The organism is Ensifer sp. KUDG1 (assembly GCF_050434285.1).
Lineage (GTDB): Bacteria > Pseudomonadota > Alphaproteobacteria > Rhizobiales > Rhizobiaceae > Ensifer.
Genome location: NZ_JBNDIG010000011.1, coordinates 156,544 through 174,667, shown reverse-complemented (window position 1 = coordinate 174,667; position 18,124 = coordinate 156,544). Strand labels below are relative to the sequence as shown.

Here is an 18,124-nt window from a genome sequence, read left to right as displayed (position 1 = left end):
CTGTCATGCTTCAATCCTGGTCGAAGACCGCACCCGAACTGGTCGACGTCGCCATGGGCCGCAAGCCCGCCGATCTCGTGATCCGCAACGGCAAATGGGTCAACGTCTACTCCGGCGAAATCATCCCCGGCACCGACATCGCCGTCAAAGCCGGCCGCTTCGCCTATGTCGGCCCGGACGCCAGCCACACGATCGGCGACGGCACCAAGGTCGTCGACGCCGCCGGCCGCTATCTCGTTCCCGGCCTCTGCGACGCGCACATGCATGTGGAAAGCGGTCTCGTCACCGTCACAGAATTTGCCCGCGCGGTCATTCCGCACGGCACCACCACCATGTTCATCGACCCGCACGAAATCGCCAACGTGCTCGGCCTCGACGGTGTCCGGCTGATGAACGAGGAAGCCCAGAACCTGCCGATCAACGTGCTCGTCCAGGTGCCGAGCTGCGTGCCGAGTGCGCCGGGTCTCGAGACCGCCGGCGCCGAGCTTTCGGCTGAGGATGTTGCCGAGGCGCTTGCCTGGCCGAACGTCATCGGCCTTGGCGAAATGATGAACTTTCCCGGCGTCGCCGGAAACGACCCGAAGATGATGGCCGAGATCGCCGCCACCCAGGATGCGCGGCTCACCGTCGGCGGGCACTATGCCTCGCCGCATCTCGGCCGCGAGTTCCACGCCTATGCCGCCGGCGGCCCGGCCGACGACCATGAAGGCACGACGGTCGACGACGCGATCGCTCGTGTTCGCCAGGGCATGCGCGCCATGCTGCGCCTCGGCTCGGCCTGGTACGACGTTGCGGCACAGATCAAGGCCGTCACCGAATCCGGCCTCGACCCGCGCAATTTCCTGCTCTGCACCGACGACAGCCATTCCGGCACGCTGGTTCACGACGGCCACATGAACCGCGTGGTGCGCCATGCCATCGCCCAGGGCCTGAAGCCCGTCACTGCGATCCAGATGGCGACGCTGAACACCGCCCAGCATTTCGGCCTCGAGCGCGAAATCGGCTCGATCGCACCGGGTCGTCGGGCAGACCTGATCGTCACCTCGGATCTCGCCGCGCTGCCGATCGAAATGGTCTTCGCCCGCGGCGAGCTGATGGCCGAAAACGGTGCGCTGGCGCGCGATATCCCGGCCTATGTCTACCCGGAAAGCGCCCGCAACACCGTCCACCTCGGCCGGTTGCTGGCGGCTGCAGATTTCGACATCCCATCCAACGCACGGGCGACACGCGCGCGGGTCAACGTGATCGGCGTCGTCGAGAACCAGGCGCCGACGCGGGCGCTTCAGGCCGAAGTCGCAATCGAAAACGGCCTCGTGCAGATGGACCGGGCCAACGACGTCTGCCAGATCGCACTCGTCGAGCGCCACCGCGGCACCGGCGACGTGGTGAACGCCTTCGTCTCCGGCTTCGGCTATGACAGCGATTGCGCCATGGCGAGCACCGTCGCGCATGACAGCCACCACATGATCGTCGTCGGCACGAACAAGGCGGACATGGCTATGGCCGCCAACCGCCTGCACGAGGTCGGCGGCGGCATCGTCGTCATCAAGGATGGCCGCGAGCTGGCCCTGGTCGAGTTGCCCGTCGCCGGGCTGATGTCGGACCAGCGGGCGGAGATCGTCGCCGAAAAGGCCGCCGCCATCGTCGAGGCCATGCGCGCCTGCGGCTGCCGGCTCAACAACGCCTATATGCAGCACTCGCTGCTGGCGCTGGTCGTCATCCCGGAACTCAGGATTTCCGACAAGGGCCTGATCGACGTCCGAACCTTCCAGAAGACCGACGTGATTCTGAGCACGCACTGAGCATCACAGCGATTGGCCACCGGCAACCCGGTGGCCAACGGCCCTGTGGTTCTTAATTCCGGGTGATCGCGGGATGGGTGAAGCCACATAATCCCCTGAAAACTTCCTTTATGGTTAACCGATACTTAAACGGAGCCCACTAGGTCCGTTGCCCAGGCGTATGTGCCGTTTGCTTGGCCGCGACCGGCCGCAATAGACACCTGAAACCCCTATTGATACGGCGTCCCACAATGGGACATGCGCGCAGGCGGGGCCGAAACGCCCACAGCCGTTCCGCCCCAAATTGCATGCAATGATGGCAAATGATACAAGAGGAAGCTTATATACAACCGTGTGGGGCAAAGGATATCGAGCAGCGCTCGCCATGCTCCGAAGCGAGGTTTCCACAGGTAAGATCGCAGGCAGCCTATTGGCATTGACCCGGGCGGGCGACGCGGTAGCTTTGCAGAAGGACGAGCCGAACCGGAGCGCCGTTGGAGCGGGCTTTCACATTCTTCGGGCGCGTTCGAAACAGAGAGGGAAAGGCAAGCATGCCGGACACTGATGCAACCTTGTCTGCTTCAGCTTCAGTGCAAGATCCCGTTGCGGCTCATACGGACGAAGTCCTCTCGTTCTATGACGAGGCCTTTCATCTGACCAGCGCCTCGCCGGCGCTGCAGGAAACCTACGAAGTCGGCACGCTGGTCGATGCCACCCTGTGGCACCTCTATCCCGAATTGCTTGCGCCCGTTTCCAAGGCGGCGGTCGAATCCGTCATCGCCTATGGCGTGCCGCGCAGCGTCGAAGTGGTCGACGCCGTTACCAAGTCGCGACGCACGCTGCTCGTGTTTCGCGCGATGCGCGGCATCGGCGTGCTCGAAACGAGCGGCCGCGCGACCCGCCGCGAGGTCGGCAGCCATGGCGAAAGCGAGCGCGCGCTGCTGCTGCACCAGGCGACCCACGATGTGCTGACGGGCCTGCCCAACCGGCGGCAGTTCAGCGACGACCTGCAAAGCATCCTGCCGACACCCGGCGAGAAGCTGGCGCTGATGCAGATCGACCTCGACGATTTCAAGCCGGTCAACGACACGCTGGGTCACGGCGCGGGCGATGCCGTCCTCAAGATGGCGGCCGAGCGCATTCGCGGCGCCCTTCGCGACGGCGAAGTCGCCTATCGTCTGGCCGGCGACGAATTCGCCGTCATCCAGCGGCAAAGTGACCAGCCGGCGGACGCCGAATATCTCGCAGAAGCCCTGATCGAGGCATTCAGCGAACCTTTCACCATCGACGGCATCTCCGTCTTCGTCGGCGCCAGCATCGGCATTGCCATTGCGCCGAATGACGGAAACGACATCGAGCAGCTGATGAAGGCGGCGGACATTGCGCTCTATGCCGCCAAGAAGGACGGACGGGGCCGGGCAAAGACCTTCAGCCGCTCCATGCTGATCGTGCTGGAACAGCGCGAGATGCTGCGCCGCAGTCTGCGCACCGCGCTGCAGGACAGGCAGTTTTCGATCGAGTACCAGCCGCTCGTCGAACCACCGTTCTCGATCGTCGGCTTCGAGGCATTGGTGCGCTGGCACCATCCGCTGGTCGGCACGATCCCGCCCAACGTCTTCATCCCGATGGCGGAAGCCGACGGCCTGATGAACGAGATCGGCCAATGGGTGCTGGAGGAGGCCTGCCGGCAGGCCGCCACCTGGCCGTCGCACTTCACCGTCGCCGTCAACCTGTCGCCGGCGGAGTTCCTGCGCGAGGGCCTGACGGACCGGATCGCGCAGGCGATCGACATGGCGGGCCTGAGGGCCGACCGGCTGGAACTGGAAGTCACCGAATCGGTGCTGCTTGAACGCACGACCAACAATCTCGACACGCTGAACACGCTCAACGTGCTCGGTATCCAGATCTCGCTCGACGATTTCGGCACCTTCTATTCGTCGCTCAGCTATCTCAAGAATTTCCCCTTCGATACGATCAAGATCGACCGCTACTTCATCAAGGATCTGGAAAGCGACGAAAAGAGCCAGACGATCGTCCGGTCGATCATCGGCCTTGCCCACGGTCTCGGCATGCGCGTGACCGCCGAGGGCGTCGAGACGATCGGGCAGGCCGTCTGGCTTCGAAAAGAGGGTTGCGACCGTCTGCAGGGTTATTTCCTGGGCATGCCCATGCCTGCAGACGCGATCGGCGCCTATCTTCGCCGCTCATCGGCAATGGCGACGCTGTAGCCCCCCGCATCCGTGCGTTGCGCCAGATGCGGCGCGAGGCAAAACCCGGGTTGTCTTCATGCAAGATCCCGGGGTTGCGTGGTTAGAAATCATTATAGAAAGTCGCGTATGGCCGTGGCAGAGTTCGGGGTGCGGAGGGCATTGCTGCATGGGTGCTAGTGTCAACAAGACCACGGAAACGGCTTTCGAGCCGTTGCTTCAGTTCGACATGGAGATGGAAGATTTCCTCTCGGACTGGCACCATTGCGATCATGTCTCGAGCTACCTCGCCCGGATGATCAGCCACAACAGGACCGATCCGGTCCGGCATTCGAACTTCTTTTCCTCCGCCCTCAACGAGCTTCTGGAAGTTTCGTTTCGCGGCGGTACCACCGACGGAAAGATCGGCCTGTCGATCTATCGCCAGGGCGCCACGGAGCGGGTTCAGCTGAGCTTCCCATGCCCGCCTGGTCAGGCGCGCTTCTATCGCGAGGCGGTCTCGAAAACCCGTGAGAGCGATGCCCAGGCCCGCTATCTCGACGCCATCTCCAACGACCTTGCCCCCAGCCGGGAATCGGTGCTTCTGGACCTCGCGGTCAATTATGACGCCCGGCTCCGGCTTGACGAGGATGCCGCTCCAGCCATCACCCTGATTGTGGATCTTCCTCTTGAAGGAATGGTGAGTTGATCGCGGCGAGCCTTCCTCAGCGTTTCAAGGTCGATTTCGATCCGAACAGCCAGATCTTCTCGCTTGCCGGAACGATCCGTCCGCGTTCGATCGATGAGATCGCCGAGAGTATCCATGCGCTGAGGGAAGCGATCGATACGGTGCGCGGCGTTCTCTATATCGATGTGAAGCGCCTCATCCAGATGAACAACACGGCCTTCCAGGCCTTCATCCGGGTGGCCCTCGACGCCTGCCGGGAGCGGTCGGACCTGCGCCTGATCGTCGTCACCTCAAGCGTCGTCAGCTGGACGACGCGCATGTTCCGGCACCTGAGCACGATCGAGCCGCAGATCTCCGTCGAGGTCTACGATTCGATGTTCTATCCCGGCCAGGACTATTTCGAGGATACGAGCTTCATTCCAATCCTGCGCGCGCAGACGAAATTGACCTGGCGTCACGAGCGCACCATCCTGCCGCGCCACGGCATGCGGCCCGGCATCGCCGTGGCCGACATCTGCTGCGGCATCGGCGATTTCGCCGTGCTCGCGCAGAAGGAGTTCCAGCCGTCGCGGATCGTCGCCCTCGACCACTCGAAGCCGAGCCTCGCCTATGCCCGCAAGGTGGCCGCCGAGTTCGGCGTGACGGATATCGAATACACCTACGGCGACGCCTCGGAGATGCTGCTCGAGGACAATCAGTTCGACTTCGTGAGCTGCCGCCACTCGCTGCAGGTCTTCAATCAGCCGGAGCTTCTTCTCAAGGAACTCTATCGGATCGTGAAGCCGGGCGGCCGCGTCTACATCACCAACGAGAAGAACTCGCACTGCCTCGGCGAGCCGCGGGCGCAAAGCATCCAATGGACCTACAATGAGCTCGCGCGGCTTTTGACCAATTTCGAGATCGATGTGGAGTTCGGGCCGAAGAGCCGGCGTTATCTTGCCGACACGGGCTTCGACGACATCCTGGTCGAATCCTTCATGGTCACCAATCTGGACGGTGACCCACAGGATTTCGCCGATATCATCGCCGGCTGGGAGAAGATGTTTGCGGACATGGCGGTGAAGCACGGCGAAACACCCGAATTCATTGAGCGGTTCCGTCAGGGCTTCCGGGATCACGTCTTCGCTGCCCTGCATCCGAAGGGTTATGCGGGCTGGCCGATCTGGGCAGCGTCCGGGCGCAAACCACTATGAACGCGAGCAATATCCAACGTCCCCGGTTCGGTTTGAGATCCTTTCGCGCCAAGTTCGTGCTGGTGGTTGGCAGCGCCGTGCTCTTCGACCTCCTGCTGACAGGCGGCCTGGCGCTCTGGAACGTTCAAAGGCTGTCGCGCGACGCGACGGCGGAGGTCGGACAGGGCCTGCAAAACGCCAACGAAGATTACATGCTCACCTATGCGGAATCGACGGCCGCGCGGGTTAATCTTCTGCTCGGCCAGGTTCACGCCGACGTCGCCACGCTCGCAGGCGTAATCCAGGCGCAGATCGACCGCCCCGTGCGCCGCTCCGACGTCGGTGAAGCGCTTGCGCGGCATGCACCGGAATCCGTTACCGTCACCTACGATGCCAAAGGTGGATGGGCGCAGAACCTTCCGGGGCAGCTCTCGAGCGTAAGCGTGTGGAGCTATCTGCTCGGCCCCGACCACCGACCCCTGCCCGAGGTGCAGGCCGATATCGAGAACAGTGCCGTTCTCGATCTGGTTGCGCCTGCCTTGCTTGCGCACGGCCGCTCCAAACTGCAGATGTACTACGTCGGGCCAAAGGAACGGCCGATCTTGCGGATGGCGCCCTATGCGGACCAGGCGCAGACGTTCGACCGTCTCTACCCCGGCCATAACGAAGCCAACTTCTGGAACTTCTTCTTCCCCGGTCTCTACGACTCCTGGGAGGAATGGGCGAAGAACCCAAGCCTCAGGCCCGTTGCAGCCGATACCACGCAGACGGCGCCCTACACCGATGCGGCCTCGGGCAAGCTGATCGTCAGTTTCTTCCAGCCGCTCTGGACACCCGACCGCAAGGGTGTCGCCGGAGCGACCGGAACCGATATCACGCTCGACCAGCTGGCCGAGGTTGTCGAAAGCGTCAAGGTCGGCGACAGCGGCTTCGGATTTCTTGTCATGTCCGACGGCAACGTGCTTGCCATCAATCCGGTCGGCGAAAAGGTGATCGGCCTGCGGCGGTCCAGCGACACGGGTGGACAAGGCGTCACCGGACTGGAGCGCTCGCTGCGCCGCAGCGCGCAGCCCGCAATCGCAGAGCTGCCGCTCGGCACCGATGGCGCCATTCAGCGGGTGCTGCTCGACGAAGCCGGTGAGAAGGTCCCCTATCTCATTCTCTTAAAGCAGCTCGAGCCGGAGAACCTCTGGGTATCCGGCCCTGTGCGCCGCGAGACCATGTCGATCGGCATCGTCGTGCCGGAGCGGGAGATCTACGCCTCGCTGTTTGCGGCACAGGCGAGTATCTCCGAAGCGACGAACCGCATCCTCATCTACCAGATCCTGGCCCTGCTCGCTTCGCTGCTGTTCGTCACGCTCGCCGTGTTCGGCATCTCCAAGCGGGTGACCCGCGGCATCAGCGCGCTCGCCGGAGCGGCAACCAGCATCGAAGCGAAGGACTATTCCGTCCGTGTGCCCATCACCACGCGCGACGAAGTCGGTGAAGCCGCTATCGCCTTCAACAGAATGGCTGAGGAGATCAGCTACCACACCGAGAACCTCGAAAACCTGGTGACCGAACGCACCAAGCAGCTCGAGGACGCCAACCATCAGATTTCGACGCTGAACACACAGTTGCGCAGTGAGAACCTTCGGCTCGGCGCCGAGCTTGCCGTTGCCAAGCAGATCCAGATGATGGTGCTGCCGAAGGCAGGCGAGCTCGCGGAAATCGCCGATCTCGAAATCGCCGCCTATATGCGACCGGCCGACGAGGTGGGCGGCGACTACTACGACGTGCTGCGCGACGGCGAGCGGCTGAAGATCGGCATCGGCGACGTGACCGGTCATGGCCTTGAAAGCGGCGTATTGATGCTGATGGTGCAGTCGGTCGCAAGAGCCCTGCAGGAAGCCGGCGACATGGACCCGGAGCAGTTCCTCAACCGCCTCAACCGCGCCATCTACAAGAACATCGTGCGCACCAACACCGACAAGCATCTGTCGCTCGCCTTCCTCGACTACGACGCCGGCCGCCTGACGCTGTCGGGGCAGCACGAGGAACTGATCGTCGTGCGCAAGGGGGCTGAAATCGAGCGGATCGACACGCTCGACCTCGGCCTGCCGATCGGCCTGGAATCGGACATTTCGCGCTTTGTTGCCACCCGCGAGATCTCCTTCGGCCGCGGCGACATGATCGTGCTGCACACGGACGGCGTGACCGAGGCTGCGAACGCCAAGGGCGAACTGTTTGGCATCGAGCGACTGTGCGAGAGTGCCGGAAAGTTTTACGGACAGAGCGCCGAGGACGTCAAATCGGGTATCATCGAGGACCTGATGGCGCATATCGGCAAGCAGAAGATCTACGACGACATCACACTCGTCGTCATGAGACACAGGTGATCAGATGACCACGCTCTACGGACTGGCGGACCTGACGATCGGCGCCCACCAGAAGATGACCCGGCTGCGTCTTTACGACGGGCCGCTGGATCTCAGCTGGAAGCATTGCGCCATGGCTTCGGATTTCGTCGCGGAACTGGCGGCGCTGCGCTACCGCGCGTCGCGCAACACCTATCGGGAAGTGCGCCACAACATCGGCTACCTGACCAACGAACTGGTCGAGAATGCCGTGAAGTTCCGCGCTTCCGGGTCCGTAGTCGTCGAGGCCGCCCTCGAGGCCCAAAGCTTCCGCACGAAAGTGTCGAACGTGATCGACAACGAAGCGGCTGCGCGCTTCCAGGATCTTTTGTCCGAGATCGCCGACGGCGACCCGGGCGATCTGCTCATCGAGCGCATCGAAGCCAACGCAACCGGGCTCGGCAAGAGCGGCTCGGGGCTTGGTCTTTTGACGCTGATGAGCGATTATGGCGTTCGTTTCGCTTGGGTTTTTGGCGCCCAGGGTGACGACGGCGAAACCTCATTGGAGACTTATGCCTCCATTGCGGTCCCAGACCTCTCGAACTGATGAGCCGGTGAACATGGAAAACAAGGACGAAGAAGAGTATCGCGTTTGGTCCGAAGGCAACGATATTCATTTTGAAGGCACGATGCGGCTGCCGGGAACGGAAGCCTACGCGCCGATCTTCTCGACGGTGATGGGCGTGCTGGAGACCGAGCCCGAGCACGTCACGATCGACCTCACCGAACTGCAGTTCCTGAACTCGTCCGGGATCAACCTGCTCGCCAAGCTGACGATCGAGGCACGCAACCGCCCGAACGTGCAATTGACGGTGCGCGGAACCTCGGAGATCCCGTGGCAGTCGAAATCGCTGCCGAACCTCAAGAAGCTGCACCCCGGTCTCGATCTCAGGCTCAACTGAGATCGCACCGTGCCGGGAACCCGTTCCCGGAGTTAAAGCCTGAGCATCGCGCGCCCCACCGGCGCGCGACTGCCGTTCTGCGAAGCTAAGGCTCACGCACCAGCCGCCGACAAATCCGGTCGCCGAGACCAGTCGTGCGCCCGCTACACCTTTCTCTCTCTCTCTCTCTCTCTCTCTCTCTCTGTCACGCTTGACTCTCCGAACGCCTCGCCCTATCAGTCAAATCATCTGATGACTTGATGAGCAGACGATGCAACCGATCAATCGTACGAGCCTTGCCGAGAGCGCTGCCGAAAGCCTGCGGGCGGAAATCCTCAGTGGTCGCTGGGCCATTGGCGAGCGCATACCCAACGAGACGGCGCTGACGGAACTCCTGGCGGTGAGCCGCGGGACCGTGCGCGAGGCCGTTCGAGTGCTGATTTCGAAAGGGTTGCTCGACGCCCGCCAGGGCTCCGGCACCTATGTCCGCTCGACGGTCGACAGTTCCGGCGCGCTTGACCGCGTCAAGCGGGCGAGCCTGCGCGACCAGTGGGAGGCGCGCGCGGCCCTCGACGTGGAAGCCGCCCGCCTGGCGGCGCTTCGGCATACGCCCAAGGACCTGGAACAGATGAAGCGCCTTCTTCTCGCCCGCGGCACGGTTGCCGATGACGGGCGTGAGGCCTTCGGCCGACGCGATATCGCCTTCCACCGGTCGATCGTCGAAGCCTCCGGCAACAGGGCGATCGTCGAGCTCTATGACTTTTTCACCTCGGCCATTCTCGAAACCATCCACTCGACGCTGTCGGGCGACCTGCCGGAGCCGGACGACCGGGCGCATGCGGCCATCGTCGAGGCCATAGCGACCAGTGACCCGGACAAGGCCGCGGCCGCCGTTCGGGCGTTCATGGCCCCCGTCCTCGCTGAACTTGATCGGCTACTTTCCCAATGAACCAGACTTTTCGCGACCCCCACAAAGCCGAAGCCGCCGAACCGCTGGACATCGAAGACCAGTTGATCGATGCCGAGGCCGACAGCCTGCCAGCCCCGCAGCCACCGGTGCTGAGCCGCAACGCCCGCATCCTGCTGGGCGCCAGCCTCGTGCTCATCGCCTTCAACCTCAGGCCGCTGTTTTCGAGCCTCTCGGTGCTGCTGCCCGAGGTGATGCAGGCGACCGGCCTTTCCACCGCCAGCGCCAGCGTGCTCACCACGCTCCCGGTGCTCTGCCTTGGCCTCTTCGCGCCGCTTGCGCCGAAGCTCGCCCAACGCTTCGGCGCCGAACGCACGCTTCTCGGGGTCCTCGTCCTGCTCACGCTCGGCACGGGTCTGCGCGGTGTTCAGTCCGTGCCGTTGCTTTTCCTTTCGACATTTGCCGCGGGCGCGGCGATCGCGATCGGCAACGTGCTGCTTCCCGGCCTCGTCAAGCGTGACTTTCCCGACCGAGCCGCGATGATGACGGGGCTCTACACCATGGCGCTGTGCGCCGGTGCTGCCAGCGCGGCCGGCCTGACGCTGACGATCGAACACCATGTGGTCGGCTCCTGGTCCGGCGCGCTTGCGGCCTGGGCGGTACCCGCCCTCATCGTGCTGATGATCTGGGCGCCGCAGGCGCTGCGCGGCAAGGCGCAAGCCCGCCACAGCGGCTTCCGCGTCGTCGGCCTCTGGCGCGATCGGCTCGCCTGGCAGGTGACGCTGTTCATGGGTCTGCAATCCGCGCTCGCCTATTGCGTCTTCGGCTGGATGGCCCCGATCCTGCGTGAGCGTGGCCTCGATGCCGCAACCGCCGGCGCGGTCGTCTCCGCCTCGATCATGATGCAGGTCGTCACATGCCTGCTCGTGCCTTCCTTCGCCGTCCGTCGTCGAGATCAGCGCGCCGTCTGCGTGGCGCTCGTCGCCGCTGCCGTCATCGCGCTGATCGGCATCCTCTTTGCGCCGCTCTCGACGGTGCTCGTCTGGGCCGTTCTGCAAGGGATCGGCCAGGGTGGCCTCATTGCCGCGGCGATGACACTCATCGTGTTGCGCTCGCCGGATTCCCACGTGGCGGCGCATCTCTCCGGCATGGCCCAGGGCGTCGGCTACGTGCTTGCCGCCATTGGCCCGCTGCTTGTCGGCTTCATCCGCAGTTGGACCGGCAGCTTCGCCGCCAGCGCCATTCTCTTCATCGCGCTCGGCATCGGCGTGGCGATCATGGGAATGGGCGCGGGACGGGCGCTGCATGTCGGTGCGCGAACCGTCCGGATAGATGAGCGCTAAGACGGACGGATTGGAGTTAGAACAATCCAAAGGGCTCCCCCTTCCCAGGCGGAGCCCTTTTTCTCGCGGTCAGCGATCAGATCAGGCCGCGGCCGCCACCGGCTGGTAGCGCGGCGCCGGCCGGAAGGTGAGCGCGATCAGGAACGCGCCGAGGCCGATGCCCCAGGAGCCGATGTAGAGCCAGGTGTAGCTCGCCAGCGCATCATAGATCAGACCCCCGGCAATCGGTCCCGTCGCCATGCCGAGGCTGCCGGCCATGGCCGTTCCGCCGATCACCGTCCCCATCATCCGCAGCGGGAAATTCTCACGCGCAAGCACCGCATAAAGCGGCATGACGCCCGCATAGATGAAGCCGAACAGGGCCGCGACCGCATAGAACGAGCCGAGCCCGGCGGCAAAGACATAGGCAAGCGCGCCAAAGGCCTGGGCCAGAAGCCCGAAAACCAGCACGCGCTTGGCCCCGAAACGGTCGCCGAGCAGACCGAAGACGACGCGGCCGCCCATGCCGGCGAGGCCCTCGATGCTGTAGATCGACACAGCCGCCATGACCGGAATTCCGCAGGTAATCGCGTAGCTCACCGTGTGGAAGATCGGGCCGGAATGGGTGGCGCAGCAGAAGAAGTTGGTCAGAAGCAGGATGATGAAGAGCGGCGATTTCAGCACCTGGCTGGTCGTCATCGACGACTGCGGCTCTTCCTCGGGCGACGCCGCGGCAGCGCCGCCGGCAAGGGCCGGTGCCTGGCGAACGAGGAACGAGACCGGGATCATGATGACGGCGACGACGAGCGCGATGATCTGGAGAGCGGTCCTCCAGTCGTAGGCGGAAACCAGCCAGGCGGCGAAGGGCGACATCGTCAACGGCGCCATGCCCATCCCGGCAGACACGAGCGAGACCGCGAGGCTCCGATGCGTGTCGAACCAGCCAGTCACGCAGGCCATCATCGGCGCAAAGATCGCAGCCGTCGCCGTGCCGACGACGACACCGAAGAGGATCTGGAAGGCGATCAGCGAAGGCGCCCAGCTTGCCGCCATCAGGCTGCCGGCCAGGAGCACCGAGCCAATGAGCACGATCGGGCGTGCGCCCCACCGGTCGGAAAGGCTGCCCCAGGCGATGCTGGCAAAGGCCATGGCCAGGAAGCCGATGGTCATGGCGCTCGAAACGCCGGTCACCGACCAGCCGGTGTCACGCGAAATCGGCAGCAGGAACACCGGAAGCGAAAACATGGCGCCGATCGCCAGGCAGCCGAGCAGCCCGCCCGCCGCCACGATGACCCAACGGTAATGCGAATTGGTCATTGCAAATCTCCTTGAAGCTGCCCGGCCGGTCGTCCGGCCACGCCGACAAATTATGCAACCTGATCGCGTGGCGGATCGTACCTGGGACATCCCCCGCATCCGCCCCATTGAAAGACGCTCGCGCCGGCACCGAGCCGACAGGAGCTCCGAAAGAATTTCATAATAGTTGCAGATTCACCTTCGATGCAGCCTTGAAGGCACGCATCGACTGCTTGCCCGACTGTTTCCGCTTGATTGTGCGGCCAAGCTTCTTTCTGTTGTCGGTTGCCACCGGAGAGATAGATAAAGGCTGGGACACGGCTTGCGGGAGTGACAAGTGTGACGGGATTTCGATGGATTCGCTGATCACGGCCGCAGCGCGCGCACTGGCGTCGGGCGATCCGCTCGGCGCGCTGAAGCGGGTGGCGCTGCGTGACGATCCGCCGGCACTGGCGCTGCGCGGCATTGCCATGGCCCAGCTTGGCGACTTCACCCGCGCAAAGGTTCTGCTGAAAAACGCCGCGCGCGCCTTCGGCCCCAAGGAAGCGGTGGCGCGGGCCCGGTGCATCGTCGCCGAGGCGGAGATCGCCATCGTCTCCCGCGATCTCTCCTGGCCGATGCGAGCGCTCGACGCCGCTCGCTCGACGCTCGAAGCCCATGGCGACCACCTCAATGCCGCCCACGCCCGCAATCTCGGCGCGCGCCGGCTGCTCTTGATCGGCCGGTTGGACGAGGCCGAGGGCCTTCTTGCCGGCATCGATACGGCTCGACTGACACCGCTGTCGAAAGCCGCCCACGAACTGGCGCTCGCCGGCATCGCGGTGCGCCGGTTGCGGACCGAGGCCGCCACCGCCGCCTTCAGGCGCGCGGACGCGGCGGCACGGGCGACTGGCATTCCCGCCCTGATCCTCGAAGTCGAAAACGCGGCCGCCGTACTCAGAGCGCCGGCTGCCCGCCTGATGGCGGACGGAGAAGAGCGTTCGCTGCAGCTGGGCGAGGTCGAAGAGCTGCTTGCTTCCGGCGCCCTTGTCATCGATGCCTGCCGGAACCTCGTCAGAAGACAAGCGACCCTGTGCACGCTTGCCACCCGGCCGGTGCTCTTTGCGCTGGCGCGCACGCTTGGCGAAGCCTGGCCGGGAGATGTCTCGCGGCGCACCTTGCTTGCCCGCGCCTTCGGCGCACGGCATGTCGACGAATCCCACCGGGCAAGGCTGCGCGTCGAAATCGGCCGGCTGCGCGAGGAGCTGCGACCGCTTGCAGATATCAAGGCGACGAGCGACGGCTTTCGGCTGGTGCCGCACGGCAAGCACAAGGTTGTCGTCCTTGCGCCGCCCGTCGACGAGCGGCATGCGACCATGCAGGCGCTGCTGGCGGATGGCGAGGCCTGGTCGAGTTCGGCGCTCGCGATCGCGCTCGATGCCAGCGCGCGCACCGTGCAGCGGGCCCTCGAAGAACTCGCCTCGCAAGGCAAGGTTATACCGATCGGGCGCGGGCGGGCACGGCGCTGGGTCGTGCCGCCCATTGCCGCATTCCCGACAGTCTTGTTACTCCCCGGCCCTTTGCCAAACGAATAGGATCAGACACATGAAAAGATCCGAAGCCGAAATCATCCAGATCTATGGCCCGTTCCCCGGGGCAGACCAGGTCCACGGCGTCACCTTCGACGGCCGCAACGTGTGGTTTGCCGCCGGTGACACGATCAACGCCTTCGACCCGGAAAACGGTGCGCCTGTCCGTTCGATCGACGTCGCCGCCCATGCCGGCACCGCGTTTGACGGCAAGCACCTCTTCCAGATTGCCGAAGATCGCATCCAGAAGATCGATCCGGAAACCGGGAAAATTCTCGCAACGATCCCGGCACCGGGCGGCGGCGGCGATTCCGGCCTCGCCTGGGCCGAGGGCACGCTTTGGGTCGGACAGCATCGGGGACGCAAAATTCATCAGATCGATCCCGAGAACGGCGCAATCCTGCGCACGATCGAATCCAAGCGCGTGGTGACTGGGGTGACCTGGGTCGACGGCGAACTTTGGCACGGCACCTGGGAACGCGACGAAAGCGATCTCAGGCGCATCGATCCGCAAACGGGAGCCGTACTTGAAACGGTCGCCATGCCGTCGGGAATGGGCGTCTCGGGCCTCGAGTCCGATGGCGGCGAACGCTTCTTCTGTGGCGGGGGGCCGAGCGGCGTCGTCCGGGCGGTTCGCCGGCCGAAGCGGGCGCGCTGAAACTCGCGATAAGATCCAGGGATCGGCGCGGCTGCGCGCCGCTGTCGGTGCGGCGCCGGCACTACAGCGCCGCGCGCCTTTGAGGCGCATAGAGGGCGCTGTAGCGCTTCGAAGCGCTGCATGTTCCGTCCGCAAAACCGGCGATGAATAGGGAACCATGCAGTAGCGTTGTCCCGGCACGGTCCGCAATACCCGGACACCGCGGACCGTGCCCGAGCTTTAGGCCTTAATGAAGGCGAGCAGGTCGGGATTGATGACATCGGCATGGGTTGTCAACATGCCATGTGGATAACCCTCATAGACCTTGAGCGTGCCGTTCTTCAGCAGCTTCACCGCCAGTCGCGCGCTGTCGTCGATCGGCACGATCTGGTCGTCGTCACCGTGCATCACGAGCGTCGGCACGTCGATCGCCTTCAGATCCTCGGTGAAGTCGGTTTCCGAGAAGGCCTTGATGCCTTCGTAGTGCGCCTTGGCGCTGCCCATCATGCCCTGGCGCCACCAGTTGCTGATGACGCCCTGCGACGCCTCAGCACCCGGCCGGTTGTAGCCGTAGAACGGACCGCTCGGAACGTCGAGGAAGAATTGCGCCCGGTTGGCAGCAAGCGCCGCCCGGAAACCGTCGAACACTTCGATCGGCAGGCCACCCGGATTGTTCTCGGTCTTGACCATGATCGGCGGTACGGCGCCGACGATGATCAGCTTGGAAACCCGGCCGCCGCCATGGCGGGCCACATACGCCACCGCTTCTCCGCCACCGGTGGAGTGGCCGATGTGGATGGCATCGCTGAGGCCGAGCTTGGTGGTCACCGCCGCAACGTCCTTCGCATAATGGGCGATGTCGTGGCCCTCGCTCACCTGCGTCGAACGGCCATGACCACGGCGGTCGTGGGCGATGACGCGAAAGCCCTTGTTGACGAAAAAGAGCATCTGCGCGTCCCAGTCGTCCGCCGACAGCGGCCAGCCGTGGTGAAAGACGATGGGCTGGCCCGAGCCCCAATCCTTGTAGAAGATATCGACGCCGTCTTCAGTCCTGACGAAGTTCTCGGTCATGGGAACGGTTCCTTTGTTTGGGTTGGGTACATGTCTTCGAGATCTGGCCCCCGGCGCGGGATTCGCGCCGGGACGTGCGGTCCGCGTCAACCGAGATGGGGATGGTTGATCGCGAGAAAGTGGTTGACGACCGGCGCGGCCGGCCCCTTGTGGTAGCGGCGGACGTCGTCCTGAATGTCGGCATCGGCCTTCGACACGCGCTTGTGCTGACGCAGGTGTTCGGCCCAGGATTCGACCATGAACCATTCAACGAGGCGCCCGGGATCGGCCGCGTCCTCGGTCACGCCCCAGCCATAAGCGCCGTCGCGCCGCCGCTCGTGCGACAGGCGGGCGAGCGCCTTCAGAAACTCGGACCGATCCGCCTTGTCGATCGTGTATTCGATCAGGACGAGAACCGGTCCGCGGTCGTGTTCGACCGGCTCGCTGGTCAGCGGCTCCGGCCAATGGTTGGAAGGAATGAGGTCCGCCTCGCCTTTCGGCAGCTTCATGGCGTGGAAGGCGAAGCCGACGCAGAGAAGGCCGATGGCCGCAACGGCCAGCGTGAAGGGCACACCGATCGCGGAGGCTGTCGCGCCCCAGGCAAGGCTGCCGCCGGTCATCGCGCCATTGAAGACGGTCAGATAGACGGCGAGCGTGCGGCCGCGCACCCAGTTGGGCAGGATCGCTTGCGCGGTGCTGTTCAGCGTCGTCAACGCCGTGATCCAGGCCGCACCACAAACGAGCAGCGCCGCCACCGCCACCCATTGCGCCGGTGCGAAGGAAAGCACGCCCATGACGGCGGCAGTCAGGACCGCCGACAACAGCAACAGCCCGTCGGCATCCATTCGCGCGCGCAGCCGCGGCATCAACAGCGCGCCGCCGATCGCGCCGGCGCCGACGGCGCCGAGCAGGATGCCGTAGAAGCTGGCGCCACCGCCGAGAAGCTGGCGGGCGACCAGTGGCAGCAGCGCCCAGATCGCACTTGAAAAGGCGAAGAACACGGCTGCGCGCAAAAGCACCACGTGCAGCTCGCGGCTGGCGCGCGCATAGCGCAGCCCGGCGCGGAAGGCGCCAAGAAAGCGCTCGGCGAGCGCGTCGTCCTCCGGCACCTGCCGCCGCCACCAGACCAAGGCGGCAATGACGAAGACATAGCTGATGACATCGACGCCATAGGTGACCGCGGCGCCGAACCAGGCAAGCAGCAGGCCGCCAAGCGCCGGCCCAATCGCGCGGGAGATGTTGATGCCCAGCGAGTTCAGCGCGACCGCACCCTTGACGTCCGGCCGCGACACGAGCTCCGGCACGATCGCCTGCCAGGTGGGGGCAACGAGCGCTGCGCCGATGCCGCCGACGAAGGTCAGCGCAATCAGCGAGGTCACCGACTGCAGTCCGCTTGCGGAGAGGAACAACAGGCAAAGGCTCGCGGAGGCGAGCAGGAACTGTACGACGATCAGGAATTTGCGGCGGTCGAGAATATCGGAGAGAACGCCGGCGGGAATGGCGAGCAGGAAGATCGGCAGCGTCGCGGCCGCCTGAATCATCGAGACGGCAGCGGGGGTTGCCGACAGGTCAGTGACAAGCCAGGAGCTGGCGACATCGCGGATGAAGCTGCCGGTATTGCCGATAATCGTCGCCACCCAGAGGACGGCGAAGACCTTCTGGCGCAAGGGCGCGAAGGTGCCGGCATTGTTGGTCGCTGCCTGCGTCATTGGCCGCCCCTCCCCGTGAATGCACGTTCGCGCAGATCATAGAGTGCAACGAGCACGAAGGCGCCGGCAAGGCCGATATGCTCGAAGAAGCCGTTTGTCGCCATCGCACGCTCCATGCCGGGCGGCAGCTCCCAGAAGCGGAAGGCAAGCAAGGTGGCGGCGAGCGTGAAGGCCGCAAGCGCGCCTGCCGCCGCCCAGCGATAAAATCCCGAGAGGATCAGCGCCGACATCATAAGCTCAAAAACGATGACGCCGACCGCAAAGAGCGGCGCCGGATGGAGGCCGAAATGCTCCATCTCGGCAAGCGCGCCCGGGAAGTCGAAGATCTTCGTCAAGGGTCCCTGGATGTAGGCCGAGCAAAGCGCCAGCAATCCGACGAACATGACGGGGTTGCCGGAACGGCCCGGTCGAAGGCGAGCAGCGAGATGGTTTTCGAGGGAAGAGAGGCTCAAATCTTTCGTTTCCTTGTCAGGCGGTCTTCGGCTTGATGGGCGGCAAGGCCGTCCTCATCGGGTTTTCGGCCACTTCAAA

General features: G+C 64.4%; 15 protein-coding genes. 11 read left to right on the top strand and 4 right to left on the bottom strand.

Features of this window, described 5'->3' with window-relative positions; translation table 11 throughout:
* Positions 1-5 precede the first annotated feature (5 nt).
* The 9 genes from ade (at position 6) to M2267_RS24770 (ending at position 11,354) form a co-directional block, all read left to right on the top strand.
* Positions 6-1,802: an adenine deaminase gene (ade, locus tag M2267_RS24810; RefSeq protein ID WP_429118098.1), complete on the top strand. Its 1,797-nt coding sequence runs from the start codon at positions 6-8 to the stop codon at positions 1,800-1,802.
* Between the two features lie 530 nt (positions 1,803-2,332).
* Positions 2,333-4,009: a putative bifunctional diguanylate cyclase/phosphodiesterase gene (locus M2267_RS24805; RefSeq protein ID WP_429118095.1), complete on the top strand. Its 1,677-nt coding sequence runs from the start codon at positions 2,333-2,335 to the stop codon at positions 4,007-4,009.
* Positions 4,010-4,157: 148 nt separating this feature from the next.
* On the top strand, positions 4,158-4,676 hold the full coding sequence (locus tag M2267_RS24800; protein ID WP_034790260.1) for a hypothetical protein: 519 nt from the start codon (positions 4,158-4,160) through the stop codon (positions 4,674-4,676).
* Positions 4,673-5,848 carry a methyltransferase domain-containing protein gene (locus tag M2267_RS24795; RefSeq protein ID WP_429118091.1) on the top strand — a complete coding sequence of 392 codons (1,176 nt, stop codon included), beginning with the start codon at positions 4,673-4,675 and terminating at the stop codon, positions 5,846-5,848. Before M2267_RS24800 ends, M2267_RS24795 begins: the two co-directional genes overlap by 4 nt.
* The gene (locus M2267_RS24790; RefSeq protein WP_043624450.1) at positions 5,845-8,205 is read left to right on the top strand and encodes a SpoIIE family protein phosphatase; all 2,361 of its coding nucleotides are present in this window, start codon (positions 5,845-5,847) and stop codon (positions 8,203-8,205) included. Before M2267_RS24795 ends, M2267_RS24790 begins: the two co-directional genes overlap by 4 nt.
* A 4-nt stretch (positions 8,206-8,209) precedes the next feature.
* The gene (locus M2267_RS24785) at positions 8,210-8,770 is read left to right on the top strand and encodes a slr1658 superfamily regulator (protein ID WP_043624452.1); all 561 of its coding nucleotides are present in this window, start codon (positions 8,210-8,212) and stop codon (positions 8,768-8,770) included.
* A gap of 13 nt (positions 8,771-8,783) precedes the next feature.
* Entirely contained in the window at positions 8,784-9,125 is a 342-nt protein-coding gene (locus tag M2267_RS24780; RefSeq protein ID WP_043624455.1) for a slr1659 superfamily regulator, read from the top strand.
* Between the two features lie 250 nt (positions 9,126-9,375).
* Entirely contained in the window at positions 9,376-10,053 is a 678-nt protein-coding gene (locus M2267_RS24775) for a FadR/GntR family transcriptional regulator (protein WP_429118087.1), read from the top strand.
* On the top strand, positions 10,050-11,354 hold the full coding sequence (locus M2267_RS24770) for a CynX/NimT family MFS transporter (RefSeq protein ID WP_429118084.1): 1,305 nt from the start codon (positions 10,050-10,052) through the stop codon (positions 11,352-11,354). Before M2267_RS24775 ends, M2267_RS24770 begins: the two co-directional genes overlap by 4 nt.
* A gap of 81 nt (positions 11,355-11,435) precedes the next feature.
* On the opposite strand, the gene M2267_RS24765 is transcribed toward M2267_RS24770, so the two are convergent.
* Positions 11,436-12,650 carry an MFS transporter gene (locus M2267_RS24765; protein ID WP_429118082.1) on the bottom strand — a complete coding sequence of 405 codons (1,215 nt, stop codon included), beginning with the start codon at positions 12,648-12,650 and terminating at the stop codon, positions 11,436-11,438.
* Between the two features lie 332 nt (positions 12,651-12,982).
* Here M2267_RS24765 and M2267_RS24760 point away from each other — a divergent pair, with 332 nt between their 5' ends.
* The gene (locus tag M2267_RS24760; RefSeq protein ID WP_429118080.1) at positions 12,983-14,203 is read left to right on the top strand and encodes a helix-turn-helix domain-containing protein; all 1,221 of its coding nucleotides are present in this window, start codon (positions 12,983-12,985) and stop codon (positions 14,201-14,203) included.
* Between the two features lie 10 nt (positions 14,204-14,213).
* Positions 14,214-14,855 (top strand): DUF5074 domain-containing protein, encoded by a 642-nt coding sequence (locus tag M2267_RS24755; RefSeq protein ID WP_429118078.1) that lies wholly within the window; start codon positions 14,214-14,216, stop codon positions 14,853-14,855.
* A gap of 219 nt (positions 14,856-15,074) precedes the next feature.
* Here M2267_RS24755 and M2267_RS24750 read toward each other — a convergent pair whose 3' ends face one another.
* The 3 genes from M2267_RS24750 to M2267_RS24740 form a co-directional block, all read right to left on the bottom strand.
* Positions 15,075-15,905 (bottom strand): alpha/beta fold hydrolase, encoded by an 831-nt coding sequence (locus M2267_RS24750; protein ID WP_429118075.1) that lies wholly within the window; start codon positions 15,903-15,905, stop codon positions 15,075-15,077.
* An 86-nt stretch (positions 15,906-15,991) separates the two neighbouring features.
* Positions 15,992-17,593 (bottom strand): MFS transporter, encoded by a 1,602-nt coding sequence (locus M2267_RS24745; RefSeq protein ID WP_429118072.1) that lies wholly within the window; start codon positions 17,591-17,593, stop codon positions 15,992-15,994.
* A complete protein-coding gene (locus M2267_RS24740; RefSeq protein WP_429118326.1) occupies positions 17,590-17,976 on the bottom strand; it encodes a DoxX family protein in 387 nt (128 codons plus the stop codon). The genes M2267_RS24745 and M2267_RS24740 overlap by 4 nt, the downstream gene beginning before the upstream one ends.
* Between the last annotated feature and the right edge of the window lie 148 nt (positions 17,977-18,124).